19 protein-coding genes are annotated in these 18,182 nt (G+C 61.2%); 13 read left to right on the plus strand and 6 right to left on the minus strand.

Annotation, left to right across the window (positions count from 1 at the left end; all coding sequences use genetic code 11):
- Window positions 1-6: 6 nt before the first annotated feature.
- Complete coding sequence (mutM, locus tag NKH29_RS17410) at window positions 7-897, minus strand: bifunctional DNA-formamidopyrimidine glycosylase/DNA-(apurinic or apyrimidinic site) lyase (protein ID WP_352641450.1); 891 nt, start codon at window positions 895-897, stop codon at window positions 7-9.
- Window positions 890-2,131 (minus strand): phosphopentomutase, encoded by a 1,242-nt coding sequence (locus tag NKH29_RS17415; protein ID WP_352483230.1) that lies wholly within the window; start codon window positions 2,129-2,131, stop codon window positions 890-892. Before NKH29_RS17415 ends, mutM begins: the two co-directional genes overlap by 8 nt.
- Before the next feature lie 159 nt (window positions 2,132-2,290).
- On the opposite strand from NKH29_RS17415, the gene NKH29_RS17420 reads away from it, so the two are divergent.
- A complete protein-coding gene (locus tag NKH29_RS17420; protein WP_023719541.1) occupies window positions 2,291-3,217 on the plus strand; it encodes a phosphate/phosphite/phosphonate ABC transporter substrate-binding protein in 927 nt (308 codons plus the stop codon).
- A 28-nt stretch (window positions 3,218-3,245) separates the two neighbouring features.
- Here the strand turns inward: NKH29_RS17420 and NKH29_RS17425 are convergent, their stop codons facing one another.
- The 3 genes from NKH29_RS17425 to NKH29_RS17435 all read right to left on the minus strand — a co-directional run bounded on the left by NKH29_RS17425 (window position 3,246) and on the right by NKH29_RS17435 (window position 5,030).
- The gene (locus NKH29_RS17425) at window positions 3,246-3,866 is read right to left on the minus strand and encodes a TadE/TadG family type IV pilus assembly protein (protein WP_023719540.1); all 621 of its coding nucleotides are present in this window, start codon (window positions 3,864-3,866) and stop codon (window positions 3,246-3,248) included.
- A gap of 30 nt (window positions 3,867-3,896) precedes the next feature.
- Window positions 3,897-4,457: a TadE/TadG family type IV pilus assembly protein gene (locus NKH29_RS17430; RefSeq protein ID WP_031194173.1), complete on the minus strand. Its 561-nt coding sequence runs from the start codon at window positions 4,455-4,457 to the stop codon at window positions 3,897-3,899.
- A 150-nt stretch (window positions 4,458-4,607) separates the two neighbouring features.
- Window positions 4,608-5,030, minus strand: coding sequence for a pilus assembly protein N-terminal domain-containing protein (locus NKH29_RS17435; RefSeq protein ID WP_023719538.1), 423 nt, complete (start codon window positions 5,028-5,030; stop codon window positions 4,608-4,610).
- A gap of 345 nt (window positions 5,031-5,375) precedes the next feature.
- Here NKH29_RS17435 and NKH29_RS17440 point away from each other — a divergent pair, with 345 nt between their 5' ends.
- The 9 genes from NKH29_RS17440 to NKH29_RS17480 all read left to right on the plus strand — a co-directional run bounded on the left by NKH29_RS17440 (window position 5,376) and on the right by NKH29_RS17480 (window position 14,443).
- Window positions 5,376-5,549, plus strand: a complete 174-nt coding sequence (locus NKH29_RS17440; protein WP_023719537.1) for a Flp family type IVb pilin — start codon at window positions 5,376-5,378, stop codon at window positions 5,547-5,549.
- Between the two features lie 149 nt (window positions 5,550-5,698).
- Window positions 5,699-6,217 (plus strand): A24 family peptidase, encoded by a 519-nt coding sequence (locus NKH29_RS17445; RefSeq protein ID WP_023719536.1) that lies wholly within the window; start codon window positions 5,699-5,701, stop codon window positions 6,215-6,217.
- A 191-nt stretch (window positions 6,218-6,408) separates the two neighbouring features.
- Window positions 6,409-7,224, plus strand: coding sequence for a Flp pilus assembly protein CpaB (gene cpaB / locus NKH29_RS17450; RefSeq protein WP_023719535.1), 816 nt, complete (start codon window positions 6,409-6,411; stop codon window positions 7,222-7,224).
- On the plus strand, window positions 7,221-8,747 hold the full coding sequence (locus tag NKH29_RS17455) for a type II and III secretion system protein family protein (protein ID WP_352641454.1): 1,527 nt from the start codon (window positions 7,221-7,223) through the stop codon (window positions 8,745-8,747). Before cpaB ends, NKH29_RS17455 begins: the two co-directional genes overlap by 4 nt.
- 14 nt (window positions 8,748-8,761) lie before the next feature.
- Window positions 8,762-9,496 carry a CpaD family pilus assembly protein gene (locus NKH29_RS17460; RefSeq protein ID WP_352810484.1) on the plus strand — a complete coding sequence of 245 codons (735 nt, stop codon included), beginning with the start codon at window positions 8,762-8,764 and terminating at the stop codon, window positions 9,494-9,496.
- Between the two features lie 54 nt (window positions 9,497-9,550).
- Window positions 9,551-10,834 carry a CpaE/TadZ family protein gene (locus tag NKH29_RS17465; RefSeq protein ID WP_023719532.1) on the plus strand — a complete coding sequence of 428 codons (1,284 nt, stop codon included), beginning with the start codon at window positions 9,551-9,553 and terminating at the stop codon, window positions 10,832-10,834.
- 29 nt (window positions 10,835-10,863) lie between these two features.
- Entirely contained in the window at window positions 10,864-12,372 is a 1,509-nt protein-coding gene (locus NKH29_RS17470; protein ID WP_352641459.1) for a TadA family conjugal transfer-associated ATPase, read from the plus strand.
- 29 nt (window positions 12,373-12,401) lie between these two features.
- On the plus strand, window positions 12,402-13,415 hold the full coding sequence (locus NKH29_RS17475; protein ID WP_023719530.1) for a type II secretion system F family protein: 1,014 nt from the start codon (window positions 12,402-12,404) through the stop codon (window positions 13,413-13,415).
- A gap of 11 nt (window positions 13,416-13,426) precedes the next feature.
- Window positions 13,427-14,443 carry a type II secretion system F family protein gene (locus tag NKH29_RS17480; protein ID WP_352483228.1) on the plus strand — a complete coding sequence of 339 codons (1,017 nt, stop codon included), beginning with the start codon at window positions 13,427-13,429 and terminating at the stop codon, window positions 14,441-14,443.
- Window positions 14,444-14,559: 116 nt separating this feature from the next.
- Here the strand turns inward: NKH29_RS17480 and NKH29_RS17485 are convergent, their stop codons facing one another.
- The gene (locus NKH29_RS17485; RefSeq protein WP_023719528.1) at window positions 14,560-15,381 is read right to left on the minus strand and encodes a tetratricopeptide repeat protein; all 822 of its coding nucleotides are present in this window, start codon (window positions 15,379-15,381) and stop codon (window positions 14,560-14,562) included.
- A gap of 122 nt (window positions 15,382-15,503) precedes the next feature.
- On the opposite strand from NKH29_RS17485, the gene NKH29_RS17490 reads away from it, so the two are divergent.
- The 3 genes from NKH29_RS17490 to NKH29_RS17500 all read left to right on the plus strand — a co-directional run bounded on the left by NKH29_RS17490 (window position 15,504) and on the right by NKH29_RS17500 (window position 18,182).
- Complete coding sequence (locus NKH29_RS17490) at window positions 15,504-16,871, plus strand: leucyl aminopeptidase family protein (RefSeq protein WP_352483227.1); 1,368 nt, start codon at window positions 15,504-15,506, stop codon at window positions 16,869-16,871.
- A gap of 69 nt (window positions 16,872-16,940) precedes the next feature.
- Window positions 16,941-17,291 carry a MarR family winged helix-turn-helix transcriptional regulator gene (locus tag NKH29_RS17495; RefSeq protein WP_023719526.1) on the plus strand — a complete coding sequence of 117 codons (351 nt, stop codon included), beginning with the start codon at window positions 16,941-16,943 and terminating at the stop codon, window positions 17,289-17,291.
- A gap of 30 nt (window positions 17,292-17,321) precedes the next feature.
- Window positions 17,322-18,182 (plus strand): C40 family peptidase, encoded by an 861-nt coding sequence (locus tag NKH29_RS17500; protein WP_352483226.1) that lies wholly within the window; start codon window positions 17,322-17,324, stop codon window positions 18,180-18,182.

Consider the following 18,182-nt stretch of genomic DNA (forward strand, 5'->3'; position numbering starts at 1 on the left):
TGTGTTTCAAGCCTGACAGGTCCGGCAGTGGAAGGTTGAGCGACCGCTTTGCACGATACGCTCGATGTGTCCGCCACAACCAGGCTTGGAGCAGGCCTCGCCCTCGCGATCATAAACCGCGAAGGAATGCTGGAAGTAGCCCAGCGATCCATCGGTCTGCATATAATCGCGCAACGACGAGCCGCCGGCGGCGATCGCGTCGGCGACGACCGAGCGGATTGCTTCGGCCATGCGTTCGCTCTGTTCTCTGGCTTTCTTGCCGGCTCTCGCGAGCGTGCCCGCTTTGCGCAGCGGTGACAGGCCGGCCCGCCAAAGCGCTTCCGAGACGTAGATATTGCCTAGCCCGGCGATCAGCCGTTGGTCGAGAAGTGCCGCCTTCAGCGGTGACTTGCGACCTTTCAGCAGCGAAGCGAGCAGAGCGCCGTCCAGTGCATTGCCTGTAGGCTCGACACCTAATCCCGCCAGCATCGGATGCATGTCTGGCTCGTCTTCCGAAAACAGCATGAACCCGAAGCGGCGCGGGTCGTTGAAGATCACGCGAGAGCGGACGCCGGCAGGTGATGTGATGTCGAAGACGACGTGATCGTGAGCGGTGTTTTTCGAACGTTCATAGTGGAACGCGCCGGGTGTTGCACTCTCGTCGGCCGTTTCGACGCGAAACGAACCCGACATGCCGAGATGGCAGATCAGCACCGGGCCGTTGTCCAGGTGCATCGTCAGATATTTGGCGCGGCGGCCGAGCGCTGCAATCGTCTTGCCGGTCAGCCGCTCCGAAAATCTCTCGGGGAATGGAAACCGCAAATCGGGCCGGCGTGCCTCGACACCGACGATGCGGGCACCTTCAAGGACCGGCTGCAGACCGCGCCTGACTGTCTCGACCTCCGGCAGCTCAGGCATGGCCGCTTATCGTGGCATGGAAGGAGGTGCCGTATGGGCCGGGCGCCAGCCCGAGATGTTCGGCCACGGTTTCGCCGATGTCGGCAAATGTCGTCCTCAGTCCAATGTCCGCGCCTTTGAAACCCGGCCGTGTGCCGATAACCGGAATACGCTCGCGTGTGTGGTCGGTGCCGCGCCACGTCGGATCGTTGCCGTGATCGGCGGTCAAAATGAGCAGATCGCCTGGCCTCAGCCGCGCGAATGCCTCCGGCAGGCGCCGGTCGAAAGCTTCGAGTGCGGCGGCATACCCCGCGACGTCGCGCCGATGTCCGAACTCGGTATCAAAGTCGACAAAGTTCGCGAAGACGAAGTCGCCGTCGCGGGCATCTTCCATGGCGCCAAGCGCTTTGTCGAACATCGCCATGTTGCCGGCAGCCTTGCGGACTTCCGAGATCCCCCGATGGGCGAAGATGTCGCCGATCTTGCCGATTGCGATAACCCGGCTGCCGCGCGCCGTCAGCCGGTCGAGCAGCGTCGGTTCCGGCGGCGGTACGGCATAGTCGCGACGATTATGCGTTCGCGCGAACGTGGCGGCGGTTTCACCGATAAACGGTCGTGCGATGACGCGCCCGATATTCAGCGGATCGACCAGCCCGCGCACTATCTTGCAGAAGTCGTAAAGCCGTTCCAGGCCGAAATGAACCTCATGCGCGGCGATCTGCAGGACGGAGTCGACCGAGGTGTAGCAAATCGGCTTGCCGGTGCGGATATGGTCTTCGCCGAACCGTTCGATGATCTCGGTGCCGGGGGCATGACAATTGCCGAGAATGCCGGGCACCTTCCCTTCACGCACCATTGCTTCGGTCAACTCGGCTGGAAAGGCGGGAATCGTGTCGGGGAAGTAACCCCAGTCGAAACGGACCGGCAGGCCGGCTATTTCCCAATGGCCCGATGGCGTGTCCTTGCCGCTCGAAACCTCCTGTGCCGCGCCGTGAAAGGCGGCGGCAAACTCGACGCTGCCGCCATTCTCGAACCTGAAACCCGTCGCCGTTGCCGCGGCATGGCCGAGGCCGAGCGATAGCATGTTTGGTACAAGAAGCGGTCCGCCACGCAGGCCTCCGCGATCGGCGCGGCCTTCCGCGCAGGCCTGCGCGATGTGTGCGAACGTGTTGGAGCCAGTGTCGCCATAGCGTTCGGCGTCGGCCGCGCCGCCGATGCCGAAGGAGTCAAGGACAAAAAGGGAGGCGCGTGCCATCAAAGGTTCATCATTGCCTGGGTGTTGACTCAGACATAGGGTTCCGCGCTGCCGTTGGCAATTCGGAAACCCGAACGGCACGGCTTGGCGTGCTGGTCCGGGAGAAACGAATCGCGGCATGGTCGATCTGCCGATCGAAATGCGCGGCATGGAGCTCGCATGAGGCCTGCCCTGAAAGCATTCGCTGCCGTACTGGCCTTGCTGCTGGATGCATCTTGCGCGAACCTGGCGCGTGCCGATTGGCGCGATGATATCGGAACGTTCCGTATCGGTATCGTCGCCGAGCCTGGCGCCGGCAACACCGTTCCAGGTCTGGCGCTGCTGACCGACGCCTATACCAAAGCGCTCGGCATGAAGGTGGAGTTTGTCGTTGCCCGCGACTATACGTCGTTGATCGAGGCGCAGGCCAATGCGCGGATCGAATATGCAATCTATTCGGCAACCGCCTACGCCGCCGCCTCCGAACGGTGCGGATGTGTCGAACCTCTCGCGGCGCCGCTCGATTCCGGCGGCGCCATCGGCATCCGCTCCGTACTGCTGACGCGCGACGGGAGGGTTCCCGATCTGATGGCCATGGCAGTCCATCGGGTCGTCATGGCGCCTTTCGACAGCGTCGGTGGTGCTTTGTTGCCGCTTGCCGGGCTGGCTGCAGACGGGGTCAACGTGGCGGAAGATGCGCCGTTTTTGACCCACGCCAATTCGGCTGCCGCAGCTGAAGCAATGCTGGTCGAGGGCGAGGCCGATGCCATATTCGGCTGGATCCCGGCTGTGGCAGAGGGACGGCCAAATCCTCCTGGCGGCACGGTGGCGAGGCTCGAGGCCGCAGGGCTCTCGAAATCGTCGCTTCAGGTCGTATGGACCTCAGGCCTGCTGAGGTATGGTCCGCACGCCGTCCGCAGCGATCTGGACCCCGAAGCCAAGCGCCGGCTCACCGTCTTTCTCACCAATCTCAGATCAGCCGCGCCGGACATTTACGATCTTCTGGAGCCGAGACACTCCGGCGGGTTCGCCGTTGCCGGTCCGAGGGATTATGTGCTGGCTGCGGCCATCGTGCACCTGGTCTCGGCCCGCGGCCGCACGCAATAGCTACAGCCCGGTTAGCGGGCTTCAGGCGTCAGCAATCGCTGCACGGAATGGTCGGGCTCCTTCGCGGCCGTAGATAATAAGTTTCCGCCATCGATATCGAATTGAAGGCCGAGCTCAACCCAAACCGGCTTTGGCCATCCGCCGACCAGGTGATGATTGGCTTGTAGGCGAGATCGCTTTCGACCCGAATGAGGAAAGTGCCTTTGATCTTGAGCGCGCTCGGGACCGTTGTGGCGGAATCCTTGATGGCGTCGACGCTAGAGACACCATCGACTACTTTGCGCGACCACACGACCAAGACTTTCGGCGTCGTCTCGTCCGTGACCTGTATCGCCGTAATGATGATCTTCGGTTTCGAACGATTATAGGGCTGAAGCGTGGAACTGCCGATCGCGATGATGGCATCGAGATCGGCCGCCTTGATGGTCTGCTGCTGCGTGACAAGGTCCGCTACCATGCTGCCGATGCGGCTGACCTTCTTGCTGGTCTCGATGGCTTGCGAGGCTTCCATGGTCATAAAGTACATGATCAACAGGACAGGCACGATGAGGGCAAACTCGACAGCCGCAATACCGCGGCGGTCCGAGCAAAGCCGGACTGCTCTTGTACAAATCTCTGCGATGCCCAGCTGTGCCCCCGCACGAATCATGGCTTTGCCCTTTTCAAGCGACTAGGTGGTTCAGTTGTCGAACGGCTCGTTCTGCCAAGTGATCGAAGCGAAATGCAGCGTTTTGCCGTCCTTCAGATTGGCCATCGACTTGGCCATGAAGTCGGTCATCACCGGCCATTTGTAAAAAACCCGCAGCATGTTTCTCGACTCTGCCAGGCCTGGTGCGACGGTGAAGGTCTGTGTGCTCGTGCCCTTGGTCAACACGACGTCGCCATCCTGGATCTTGAAACCGGCCAGCGCCGCATCGGCGAAGGTCGGATATTCGCGCAAATCCACCAGCAATCCGGGACAGGTCTTGGCGACCATGATCTCCAACTTGGTGCAGATCATATCCCGCAGCTTGGTCCCGGACACATCGGCCGGTCTTAATTGGCCGGTACGCAGTTGGCGCGCGATGTCGTCTGTGGCGTTTGCCATCACTTCTTGTGCGGCAAATGAAATACAGCTCTCCAGGATGGCGAAGACAAGAAGCGCGAATGGAATTGCAAGCATGGCGAATTCGATCGCCGTGCTTCCGCGTCGGTCGCCCAAAAACCTTCCGGGAAAACCTGCTCGTCCTGCCTTGCTCATGTCCTCTACCCGCCGATTCCAGTTCTGCATCGGATCCCACCATTAGTCGGAACCGATTGAAGTCCGGTTGGAATGACCGTTAAATTCGGCGGAAAGGCCTTAACCAGGCAATAACCGAAGCGTTCCCGCAAAGGTGGAGAAGTCGGCTAGCTAATGCCCGGCGCTCATCTCGGCCTCAGAGGCCTTCTCGGCATCGCTCTTGTACGAGCTTTCGCAATATGGCGCGCAGGACATGGTCTGTACTTCGGCACGCCGATAGATGCGCACCGACGACGCTGCCTGGCGCACGACCGTTATTTGCTCATCGACGATCGGGTTGCCCTCCTGATCGAGGACGACAAGATTGGTGACGCCAAATCCCTTGCCGGTCAGTACGATCGTCGATGCGTCCTGCACGGAGGCGTCAGCGATCGCCGGATTGCCGACGACAATCGTATCGGCGGCGCGCGACAATTTGACGATCTTTGCCTGGTTCATCGTGACCTCGATGCCGGCGCCTGCCTTGGCTGGAACGGCGAATGCCGCTGCGGCAAGAACCACGGCAATTGGAAATGACGATCTCGGCCCGGCCATTGAGGCGCTCCCCGGCAACAAACTGTTCAACAGAACATGAACGAGATTGGTGAACCAACCGTTAAGCGGCTGGAGTTCAGGATTAAGCCGGAACCGGCATTGGGCTAGCAGGCACGGCTCAAACCTCTTTGCCGAATTGCGCCTTTTGCGCCCTTTGTTAGCCTGTGGACCCAGTGGCCGGTATTTTAGTCCTGGGTTAACTACGCAATGTCATCGAAGCGGGAAAGGAATCGGTAAGCCTGTTTATTAAGCCGATCGAAACAGCTTCCGCTTACATTCGCAGCATCCGATCAGCCATCAAGAGAAGTTGACGGAAGTGCTGTAACAATTGGAGTAGGAGCTCGAATGTCTAACCTCATCGCACGTTTTGTGAAGGACGAATCCGGCGCGACCGCTATCGAATACGGTCTGATCGCCGCCCTCATCGCGCTCGCCATCATGGTTGGCGCCGGCTCGCTCGGCAACGCGCTGAACGCCAAGTTCGACAAGATCGCCAGCAAGGTCAACGGCGTCAATTAAGCTACGCGGCCAGTCACTTTTCAAGAACAGGGGCCGCTCCGTTGCGGCCCTTGTTGCATTATAGTAACAAAACACTTTGAAGTCTCATCAGTCGTTAATAGAATGTGCCTAGGTTAGGCCAGGTACAATTTGACCACAGGCGCGCGTCCATGCTTGAAGCCGTGATCTTCGTCGTCTTTCCGTTCTGCATGCTTTTTGCCGCGATCTCCGACATGCTGTCGATGACGATCGCCAATCGCGTGCCTGTGCTGCTTGTGGTTGTCTTCGCCTTGGTAGCGCCTTTGACCGGCATGGATTGGGCCACCTATGGCTGGCATTTCGCCGCCGCCGGCCTGGTTCTCGCGGTGACGTTCGGCCTGTTCGCGCTTGGCGGCATGGGCGGCGGCGACGCGAAGCTTCTGGCCGCCACTGCCATGTGGATGGGACTGAATGTCCATCTCATCGAATATCTCGTCGCCTCGACATTCATAGGCGGCTTGCTGACGCTTGCCATTCTCGCCTATCGAAAATCGCTGCTTGCCGCCGTCACAAGCCACAATCCGTTCCTGCGCCATTTCGCCGATGACGCGACCGGTGTTCCGTACGGCATTGCGCTTGGCATTGGCGGTCTGCTTACCTATCCGGACTCGCCGTTAATGGCCTGGGCTCTCGCCAGGCTGGCGGGCTGATTTGCGTTACTCCGTTTGCGCCGGGCCTGGCGAGTTGGCGACGTCTTTCCTTCGGGCCGCGCTTGGTCGCTCTAATTTATGTAAACGTTAAATTAATCACGATCGTAAGTATAACATTAACCTTGTTTTGACGATTGCCGCTGCAAAGTCCGGCTTGGCCAGGTGGTTTGCCAAGGGCGAGGTTCGGACAGATGCCAGCATCCCGATTGATTATTCTAGGCGTGGCGATAGCCGCGGCCGGAGGTGCAGGCTATGTCGCGAAGAACATGGTCGCGCCTCCGCCGCCTCCGGTTGTCGATTCCGGCCCCCAAGCGCCGGCGATCGCGCTGCAGGACGTGCTTGTCCTTTCCGGCGATGTTCCGATGGGCAGTCCGCTAGAGAACAACATTTCCTGGGAGTCATGGCCGTCCGCCGGCATCAACGCAAATTTCATCACCCGCGCCGCCGAGCCTGAAGCGCTGGATAAGCTGAAGGGCGGCGTCGCGCGCGTGGCGCTGTATGCCGGCGAGCCGTTGCGGCGCTCGAAGTTGATCGGTGAGGGGCAAAGCTTCATGTCGTCGATCCTGCCCTCCGGCATGCGGGCTGTCGCCACAAGCATCTCGGCCGACACTTCGGCCGGTGGCTTTATTCTTCCCAACGATTTCGTCGACGTCATCATGACCCGCAGAGCCGATACCGCCAATGGCGGTAGTCCGGGCTTCACGACCGAGACTATCCTCAAGAACATTCGCGTCCTGGCGATCGACCAGACCATTCAGGAGGATGAGGAAGGCAAGAAGACCAGGGTCGGCCAGACCGCCACCCTGGAACTGACGCCGCAGCAGTCCGAGATCATCACCGTCGCTCAGCAGATGGCGGATCGCCTGACATTGGCACTGCGCTCAATCAAGGACAGCCAGGACAAGAATGTGGGGGAGGCCGACTACCTGGTTTCCGGCAATGGTCGGCGCGGAACGGTGCGGTTGATCAAGTCGGGCGAAGTTTCCGAAGTGGGGGCGAGGAAATGAAGCTAAAAACCAAACTGCCGGTCACCTTGGCTGCGGCGATCGGCCTGTTTCTCCTTGGAACGAATGCGTATGGCACTCTCGATGCCCATGCGGCGAACAATGCCAGGGTCACAGCCTCGACGGCCACCCAGCGAGTGAAGCTCGGGCTCAACAAATCGGTGGTCATCGACCTGCCGAGCGATGCCTACGATATTCTCGTTGCCAACCCCGCGGTAGCCGATGCGGTGACCCGCACCGCCAGGCGCATCTATCTATTCGGAAAGGCGGTCGGCGAGACCAACATCTTCGTCTTTGGCCCGAATGGCGAACAGATCGTCAGCCTTGATCTGGCGGTCGAACGCGATGTTGCCGGGCTGGAGGACTATATCAAGCGCTTCATCCCGTCATCGGAGATCAAGGTCGAGCTGCTGAACGACAATGTCGTTCTGACCGGAACCGTTGACACTCCGCTGGACGCCAAGCGTGCGCAAGACCTGGCGGAGATCTTCGTCTCAGGCGGCGAAGCGACCACGGGTCAATATTCGCAGACCGCTGCCGGCGGCTCCGCCGATGCCGGCGTCGACATCAACAATCCGGACACCGAGCGCCGCGTCAGCAAGATCGTCAACCTGCTGCAGATTATCGGCGACGACCAGGTGACGCTCAAGGTGACGGTTGCCGAAGTCAGCCGCTCGGTGATGAAGCAGCTCGGCGTCAACATGATCGGCAGCGGCAGCAGCAACGGCATCAGCTGGAGCGCGTTAAGCGACAATTTCACCGGTTTAGGCAAGTCGCTGTCGAACTCGGGCCTCTCTATCAGCAGCTCGACGCTGCAGGCCTATATCAACGCCATGGAACAGTCCGGCGTCATGAAGACTCTCGCCGAGCCAACATTGACGGCCGTATCCGGCGAGAAGGCGACCTTCAAGGTCGGCGGTGAATATAACATGGTGACCGGCGTTTCCGAAGCCGTCTCCAGCGATAACCAGACAGGTCTGAAAACCTATTCAGTCGAGAAGATCGAATATGGTATTGGCCTGGAATTTCAGCCGGTGGTGCTGTCTCCCGGCCGCATCAGCCTGAAAGTCAGGACGTCGGTCTCCGAGCCGACAACGGAAGGGTCAGTATCTTATTCCGAAGGCGTAAAAAGCCTTGGCATGAACGCCCTGTCGCTTCGCAAACGCTTGGCCGACACGACGGTGGAACTGCCTTCGGGCGGCTCGATGATGATTGCCGGGCTCGTCCGCGACGATGTCAGGCAAGCCGTCAACGGCTTGCCTGGCCTGACAAAGATTCCAGTGCTCGGCGCGCTCTTCCGCAGCAGGGATTTCGTTCGCAACGAGACCGAGCTCGTCATCATCATCACGCCCTATCTGGTGAAGCCGGTGGCGCGCAACGACCTTGCCAAGCCTGACGACAATTTCAACGCCGCCAGCGACGGAGCCGCCATGTTCCTTGGACGCGTCAACCGCGTCTACGGCACCATGCAGACCGACAAGCCCAACGGCCGTTATCACGGCGTTGTCGGCTTCATCTACAAGTAAGCGGGGAAGCGGACATGTCTCAGTCAGCATCGAAGACAAAGGCGATCACCGCGATGCGGTCGGCCCATTTGCGAATCTGGCGGCCTGCCGTTCCCATCATGGCGGTCGTGATGGCGGCATCACTGGCCGGCTGCGCCAATCGCGACAGCGTCACGGTCGGTGCCATACCGGACGACTATCGCACCACCCATCCGATCGTCATCGCCGAGAAGATCCAGAAGATCGACCTTCCGGTCGGCGCCGGCGACCGTGGCATGACCAGATTCCAGCGCGACACGCTCCTGGGCTTTCTGGACGGATACGACAGGAGCGCGGCTCCGGTGCTGACGATTGAGGTCCCGAGCGGCTCGGCTAACGAAATCGCAGCGGCCGCGGCCGGCCGCGATTTCGCCAGGCTTGCCATAGCCAGCGGCATCAGCCGGAAGCGGATCGCCGTGCGGTCCTATCAATCCGTTTCGGCCGAAGCGTCCGCCCCGGTCCGTGTCGCCTACGTCTCGGTGAAGGCTCAGACGGACAAATGCGGGCGCTGGCCGGAAGACCTTCTGGAGACTTCGGAAAACAAGCATTATGCCGATTTCGGCTGTTCGTACCAAAACAACCTTGCCGCCCAGATGGCCAATCCGGCCGATCTGATCGGGCCGCGCAAACAGACTCCCATCGACGCGGCAAATCGGAGCGCGGTGATCGACGTCTATCGCGACAGAGGAATTTCGGACGAACTCCTCGGCAATTCGGAAGTCGAATATTAACGAGTGTTGAGGCTCAACAGACCTAAGCCGCGCAAGTCACTGAAAGAGATGACAATGAGCAATCTTGCCTATGACACAGAGGTAGCAGGCGGCGAAACCTCGGAGCAGGATATTGCCGCGATGCAGGCGTTGCGGCCGATCCCGCGCATTTCGATCCAGGCGTTCTGCGAGACCGAAGGCGTAGCCAATCCGGTCGAGCGCGCTGGCGAGGATCGCCGTATGGCCAAGGCCCATCTGAAGGTGCATATGGGGGGCATCCCCACCGCTATCGAATTCTACCAGTCTGCGCCGACACCGAACCTGATCCTGCTTGAATCGCGCAGCGAGCCGAAGCTGTTGCTGGAACAACTCGCCCAGCTCTCCGAGCACTGCGATCCGACCTCCAAGGTGGTGGTTGTCGGCCATTACAACGATGTCGGCCTGTATCGCGAACTCATCCGATCGGGCATTTCCGAATATGTCATCGCCCCGGTATCGATGGCCGACATCGTCAGCGTGGTGTCCTCGATCTTCGTTGATCCGGAAGCTGAGCCGATCGGCCGCTCGATTGCCTTCATCGGTGCCAAGGGCGGCGTCGGCTCCTCGACAATAGCCCATAATGTGGCTTGGGCCATGTCGTCCCTTTTCAAGTCCGAAGTGGTTGTCGCCGATCTCGACCTCGCCTTCGGAACGGCCAACATCAATTTCGACCAGGACCCGGCGCAGGGCATTGCCGAGGCGGTCTTCTCGCCGGAACGCGTCGACGAGGTCTATCTCGACCGGCTGCTCGCCCAATGCGCCGAGCACCTGTCGCTGCTTGCGGCACCTTCGACCCTGGAGCGGGTCTACGATTTCGAGCCCGACGCCTTCACCCAGCTTATCGACATAGCCCAGCGTAGCGCGCCGCTCCTCGTGCTCGATGTTCCCCACGTCTGGGCCGGCTGGACCAAGAACACGCTGGTCAAGGCCGACGAGATCGTCATCACGGCGACGCCCGAACTGGCCAATCTGCGAAACACAAAGAACCTGGTCGACATGCTGAAGCGGCTTCGTCCAAACGATCCTGCGCCAAAGCTTGTGATCAACCAGGCCGGTGTGCCGAAACGTCCCGAGATTACGCCGTCCGATTTCTCCGAATCGCTCGGCCTTTCGCCGATGTCGGTCATCCCGTTCGAGCCGCTTTTGTTCGGAAATGCCGCCAACAACGGACGTATGCTCGGTGAGATGGATGCCAAGAGCCCCGTCGTCGCCACGATCAACGAGATTGCCCATGTGCTGACGGGGCGCAGCGAAATCAAGGTGAAGAAAAAGGCTGGCCTCGGCAACCTGCTCGGCAAGCTTTCGCGCAACAAGAAGTGATGCCGCAGCGGTGGAATTGGTAAGCAATCATGTTTGGTAAAAGAGGCAGCGACGACGGCAACCGGACCATCCCGGAATTCCGTCAGCCAGCACCCGCACCTGCCGCGCCGGCGGCCGCGAACCCTGTGGAAGCGGCGGTAGCTGCCAGGCCCGGGGCGCCGCCGCCATCCGGCGCGCCTGCAGGGCCGGCGGTTCGCCGTGCGGTCGAGCCGCCGCCATTGGCGCCGGAGCCGAAAAGGATTGAGCGTGAGCGCAGCGAGAGCTATTACGACACCAAAAGCCAGGTCTTCTCCGCACTCATCGACACGATCGATCTGTCGCAGCTCGCCAAGCTCGATCCCGAAAGCGCGCGCGAGGAAATCCGCGACATCGTCAACGACATCATCGCGATCAAGAACTTCGCGATGTCCATCGCCGAGCAGGAAGAGCTTCTCGAGGATATCTGCAACGACGTCTTGGGCTACGGGCCGCTGGAGCCACTGCTTGCCCGCGACGATATTGCCGACATCATGGTCAATGGCTCCAAGAACGTCTACATCGAGGTCAACGGCAAGGTCGAGCAGACCGGCATCCGTTTCCGCGACAACCAGCAGCTCCTCAACATCTGCCAGCGTATCGTCAGCCAGGTTGGCCGCCGCGTCGATGAATCAAGCCCAATCTGCGATGCGCGTCTTCCTGATGGCTCCCGTGTCAACGTCATCGCACCGCCCCTGGCCATCGACGGCACCGCCCTTACCATCCGCAAGTTCAAGAAGGACAAGCTGACGCTCGACCAGCTGGTCAAGTTCGGCTCGATTTCGCCGCAAGGCGCCGAGATTCTCAAGATCATCGGCCGCGTCCGTTGCAACATTGTCATTTCGGGCGGTACCGGCTCCGGCAAGACGACGCTGCTCAATTGCCTGACCAACTATATCGACCGCGAGGAACGCGTCATTACGTGCGAGGACTCGGCTGAGCTGCAATTGCAGCAGCCACATGTGGTGCGTCTCGAAACACGTCCGCCCAACCTTGAAGGTGAGGGCGAAGTGACCATGCGCGACCTGGTCAAGAACTGTCTGCGCATGCGGCCCGAGCGCATCATCGTCGGCGAGGTGCGTGGACCCGAAGTGTTCGACCTATTGCAGGCGATGAACACCGGCCATGACGGCTCGATGGGAACGATCCACTCGAATAGCCCGCGCGAATGCCTCAACCGTATAGAGTCAATGATCGCCATGGGCGGCTACACGCTGCCGCAAAAAACCGTACGCGAAATTGTCGTCGGCTCCGTCGACGTGATCATACAGGCTGCACGCCTGCGCGACGGATCGCGGCGCATCACCCACATCACCGAGGTGATCGGCATGGAAGGCGACGTCATCATCACCCAGGACATCGTTCTCTATAACATCAAGGGCGAGGATGCGAACGGCAGGTTGCTGGGCGAGCACGTGTCGACCGGCATCGGCCGTCCGCATTTCTGGGAGCGCGCCCGCTACTATGGCGAGGAGCAGCGCCTAGCCGTTGCACTCGAGGCGATGGAGAAACGCGCTGACTGATCCGTCTGGAAGCGTGGGGGCCAGGGTCGATGTTCGGGATTGACAGCACCGTATTGGCATTCGTCGTGCTCGCCGGCTTCAGCGCCGGCGCAGTGGCCTATGCTTTCCTGTTCAATCGGATCAGCACCGAGAAGCAGGTCGGCAAGCGGCTTGAATCGATCAAGACCGCCGAGACGGATCGTTCCGTCGTCAAGGCTTCGCGCGATCGCGTGGCGGAAGCGGCCAAGCGTCGCAAATCCGTCCAGGATTCGCTGAAGGATCTCGACCAAAAGCAAAAGTCCAACCAGAGCCTGGTCAAGAAACCACCGCTGAAGATCCAAATCCGCCAGGCCGGCATGAAGGTCTCGATTGAGCGCTTCTATGTCTATTCGGCGGTCTGCGGCGTCGTCTTGACGGCTTTGGTCTATTTCATCGGCGCACCGCTGCTGGTCTTGCCGGCTGCGCTGCTGGTCGGTGTCTTGGGTCTGCCGCGCTGGTTCGTCTCGTTTCGCCGCGCACGCCGCGTCAAGGCGTTTCTCAACGAATTTCCGAACGCGCTCGACATCATCGTGCGTGCAGTAAAATCCGGCCTGCCGCTGAACGACGCTGTGCGCCTGATCGCCAATGAATCCCCCGAGCCGGTCAAGACCGAGTTCCGCCGCATCGTCGATTCGCAGCAAATGGGTTTGTCGATCCCCGACGCGGCCATGCGCATGCCCGAAACGATGCCGTGCACCGAGGCGAGCTTCTTCGGCATCGTCATCCAGATCCAGTCTCAGGCCGGCGGCAATCTTTCCGAAGCGCTGGGCAATCTTTCGCGCGTGCTTCGCGACCGCAAGAAAATGAAGGCCAAGGTCCAGGCGTTGTCTATGGAAGCCAAGGCATCCGCCGTGATCATCGGCGCGCTGCCTTTCGTCGTTGCCTTTCTCGTCTATCTGACGAGCCCGAACTACATCATGCCCCTCTTTACCACCAGCACCGGCCATCTGATCCTCGGTTGTTCCGGCGTCTGGATGTCGATGGGTATCCTGGTAATGCGCAAGATGATGAACTTCGAAGTCTAGGATTCGCGCGTATGACCGATCACGTCATCAGAACTCTCACCGACCCGTCCCTGCTGATCGCACTGCTGGTCGGCATCGCGGTGTTTGCGACGGTCTTCACGCTGCTGCCCGCCTTTGGCGGGAACCAGCTCAAGGCGCGCATGAAATCCGTGGCGCTGGAGCGCGATGAGCTGCGCGCCAAACAGCGCGCGCGGCTGGCAGTCGAAGCCGACCGCCGCCGCAAGGGCCTGCGCGAAGAGCAGTCGGTCGGCATGCGCAATATTGTCGATCGCCTGGATCTCAGGCGTGCGCTGGCGGACGAAGGTACCTTGCAGAAATTGAAAGTGGCGGGTTTTCGCGGCCAAAATCCGCTGACGCGCTTCCTTTTTTTCCGCCTCGTCCTGCCCTTCATCGGCTTTGCATTGGCGGCCATATATCTGTTCGTGCTTGGAGGACTGCCCGAGCAGCCGCTTTTCGTGAAGCTGTTCGTCTGCATCGTGGTTGCCTATGCGGGGTTCTACGCGCCGGTGCTCTACGTCAACAACCGTGCGACCAAGCGCAAGCAGTCGATTCAGATGGCGTGGCCGGACGCGCTCGACCTGTTGCTGATATGCGTCGAGTCCGGCATGTCGGTGGAAGCAGCGCTTCGCAAGGTCGCCGATGAGATCGGCGCGCAATCGGTGGCATTGGCGGAAGAATTCATCCTGACCAATGCCGAACTTTCCTATCTGCAGGAGCGCAAGCAGGCGTACGAGAACCTTGCAAGCCGCACTGGCCTCGAATCCGTCAGGTCGGTGTCCCAGGCGTTGGTTCAGGCCGAGCGCTACGGTACGCCCGTGGCGCATGCGCTGCGCGTGCTTGCCGCTGAGAGCCGCGACATGCGCATGAATGCCGCCGAGAAGAAGGCGGCCGCGCTGCCGCCGAAGCTTACCGTGCCGATGATCCTGTTCTTCCTGCCGGTGCTGTTCGCCATCATTCTGGGTCCCGCCGGCATCCAGGTGAGTCAGCGCGGCATCTTTGGCGACCAGCCGAAATCGAGCAGCCAGTAGCCCAAGCGGCGTCGCCACAAACGCTGCTACGATTCAAAGCCGCGCTGCGGGTGTCGCGCGGCTCCTTGCGTTTGACGTGTTGCGGAATTCTCGCGCCGGTTCGGCGCTCGAAGCGGTCAGTTGGTGGCAGGCTTTGCCTTGTCCTGCTCCTTGAGCTGGCTCCAGGCATTCTGCTGCGCCAGCATCTGGCGAAGGTAAGCGACGTTGGCCTGCGCCTGTTCCGGCGACAGCTCTTGTGAGGCGATCTTCTCGGCCTCGTCGAAACGTCCTTGCAGACCGACGACCAGCGCCAGGTTCTGGCGGACGCGACTGTCGGCATTCGGCTGCTGGGCGGCCGAGCGCATATAGGTTTCGGCCGTGCGCAAATCGCCTTCCAGCACATACGACATGCCGAGATTGGAAAGGATCGACGGTTCGTTCGGCTTGAGGTCCAGCGCTTTGCGATAGTCTTGACGCGCCTCGTCCTTTTGGCCGAGCTGGTCGAGAATGGCAGCTTCCGCCGATACAAGTTTCCAGTCAGGATATTCGGGCGTCTGGGCGCGGCGCACGGCATCGAGAGCCGGCTCGAACTGTCCGTTGGCGGCAAGCGCCTTGCCATAGGCGGCGAGCACGTCGCGGTCCTTCGGCAAGGCAATCGCCAGCTTGCGCATCACCGCAAGCGACTGGTCGGCGTCACCGTCCATCTGCAACGCCGCGGCATAGTTTGTCGCGATCCGCTTGTCGTTGGGGCTTTTCGAGTAGGACTGCCCGAGCGCCATCGTGGCGTTGTGCAGTTCGCCCGCCGACATTGTTTCCAGCGGCTTGCCGCTTGGGCGAGAAATCGAGCCAGTCGTCAATTTGCTGGTTCCGCAGCCAGCGACGCTTGCGGCAAGCACCATCATCAACGCCGTGGTGATCAGCCTGTTTGCGCTGGCGTTCATCCTGCGGTCGGTCGGCATCGGCACCAGGGCTCCGTTCATGCGCGTGACCATTTGCGTGGTCATCTTCCCTCCCGCAGAAATATTCTGTTAACCCTAACGGAGAGTTAAGAAACGCCGACTCAGAAGCCGGAGACCAGCGAATGCCTGTCGAACTCGTCGAGAAAAAATTGAACAATGCGCTGCCGGTCCATCTGGTGGCGAAGGATGCACAGGCGGCGGCGGGCCTTGCGCCATCCTCGGTCGCCTGGGCCAAGGCCAACGGCTTTTCCGGCGAGGCCGGCAGGACGCTGGTTGTGCCTGGCGATAACGGTGCGATTGCCGGAGCCCTGTTCGGCACCGGCGACGCCGAGGGCGCAATGGCCGTCGGGGCACTGGCGAGAGCCTTGCCCGAAGGCGACTGGCGTCTTGCGTCCGCACCGGCCAAGCCGGAGCTTACGGCACTCGCGCTGGCGCTCGGCGGCTATATTTTCACCCGCTATGGCAAGAAGCCTGGCAGGACGCTTCGCTTCGCGCTGCCGTCCGGCGCCGACGCTGCTCGCGTCAGACGCATCGCCGATGGCGTTTTCCTGGCACGCGACCTGGTCAACACGCCGACCAGCGATATGGGTCCCGGCCAGCTGGAGAATGCCGCCCGGACCTTGGCCGCGACGCACAAGGCTGAAATATCGGTGACCAAGGGCGACGATCTTCTCGCCGCCAACTTTCCGATGATTCATGCCGTCGGTCGCGCTTCGGCCGACGCGCCGCGCCTGATCGACATGATTTGGGGGCCGAAGAATGCCCCCAAGATAACGCTGGTCGGCAAGGGCGTCTGCTTCGACACAGGCGGCCTCGACATCAAGCCGTCCTCGGGCATGCTTTTGATGAAGAAGGACATGGGCGGCGCTGCCAACGTGCTGGGCCTCGCTTCCATGATCATGGCCGCCGGGCTGAAGGTCCGGCTGCGCGTGCTCATCCCCGCTGTCGAGAATTCGATAGCCGGCAACGCCTTCCGTCCAGGCGATGTGCTGGTGAGCCGCAAAGGCATCACCGTCGAAATCGGCAACACCGACGCTGAAGGGCGGCTGGTCCTCGCCGACGCCTTAGCCTTGGCCGACGACGAGGAGCCGCAGATGCTGGTCGATATGGCAACACTGACAGGCGCTGCCCGTGTTGCGCTCGGCCCCGACCTGCCGCCCTTCTACACCGGTGACGAGGCGCTTGCATCCGAGCTGGCGGACGCCTCCGTTGCGGTCGAGGATCCGCTATGGCGCATGCCGTTGTGGAAGCCCTATGACGCCAAGCTGGCGTCGAAAATTGCCGATATCAACAACGTCACGTCGGATGGTCTCGCCGGCTCGATCACCGCGGCGCTATTCCTGAAGCGCTTCGTCCAAAAGACCGCCAGCTGGGCGCATTTCGACATCTTCGCCTGGAACCCGTCGGACCGCCCGCACGGCCTTGCCGGCGGCGAGGCGCAAGGCATCCGGGCGCTGGAGCGTGTCATTTCGAACCGCTTCGGCGGATGATGTCTCGGCATAGCCGACGAAGGTGTTGACTGAAACGGAACCGAAACAATTTTCCGTCATGCTGGACGGATGTCGATTATCATGCGTCCAAGTCAGGCCTTGCGACTGTGGCAGCAGGTGGTGCTGTCGCAGGTGCGCGACGACGCACCCGATCTCACCATGCGCCAGACGGCGATCCTGTTCACCATCTATCTCGATCCGCCGCCGCACACGGTGCGCGGTCTGGCTGCCCGCCTCAATGTCACCAAGCCGGTGATCACCCGTGCGCTCGACACGATGGGGGCGCTGAAGTTGGTGTCGCGCCACCGCGACGAGCTCGACAAGCGCAACGTGCTGGTCAGGCGCACAGTCGAAGGTGCGCTCTTTGTCGAACGCTTCGGCGATGTTATCATTGCCAGAGCCCAAGAGCTGCCGATTTGACCAAATTGTCCATTTGAACGAGTTGCCGATTTGACCGCCAGGGATGCCCGCCTCCATGCCTTCCGCTCCGATCTCGCCGATGCCAGGCTGAGAGGCGAGGTCGCCGCCGACCGGTTCGTCGCCGGCCGGCCGGCTCGCATCACCGCTTCCGTGGCCGACATCCGCAAGGCGCCACGGCCGAATGCCGGTGTCAACACACAGCTTCTGTTCGGCGATGACATTCTCGTCTTCGAGGACGCAGAAGGCTGGGCCTGGATCCAGGGCGAATGCGACGGCTATGTCGGCTATGTCGCCGACACGGCGTTGGGCGCTCGGGACCATGCGCCGACCCATATCGTTTCGGTGCCGCGCACCTTTCTCTATCCAGGACCCGACTTGCGCTTTCCGGTGAGCGGGCAATTGTCGATGGGATCATTGGTGACGGTGACGGGCTCAGCCGAAACACGCGGCACGCATTATGCGCTGTTGCCGTCCGGTCAAGCGGTCATCTCGGGTCATCTCAGGCCTGTCGCCGAGGCGGCCGCCGACTACGTTGCTGTTGCCGAGAGCTTTCTCGGCACGCCTTATTTGTGGGGCGGCGCCTCGGGCTTCGGCATCGACTGTTCCGGTCTCGTGCAATTGGCGATGCGCATGGCCGGCAGGCAGGTGCTGCGCGATTCCGACATGCAGGCGGCAACCATCGGCGAGCCGCTCGTTCCGGGGCCGGACTTTTCCGGGCTTCAGCGCGGCGACCTGGTGTTCTGGAAAGGCCACGTCGCTATCATGACCGACGCCGAGACGATAATCCACGCCAATGGCCACACCATGCTGGTATCGCGTGAAGGACTGAGCGAAGCGATCGCCCGTATCGGCTATCTCTATGGCGGTCCGACGGGGTTTCGCCGGCCGTAA

Source organism: Mesorhizobium sp. M1295 (assembly GCF_040318135.1).
Lineage (GTDB): Bacteria > Pseudomonadota > Alphaproteobacteria > Rhizobiales > Rhizobiaceae > Mesorhizobium.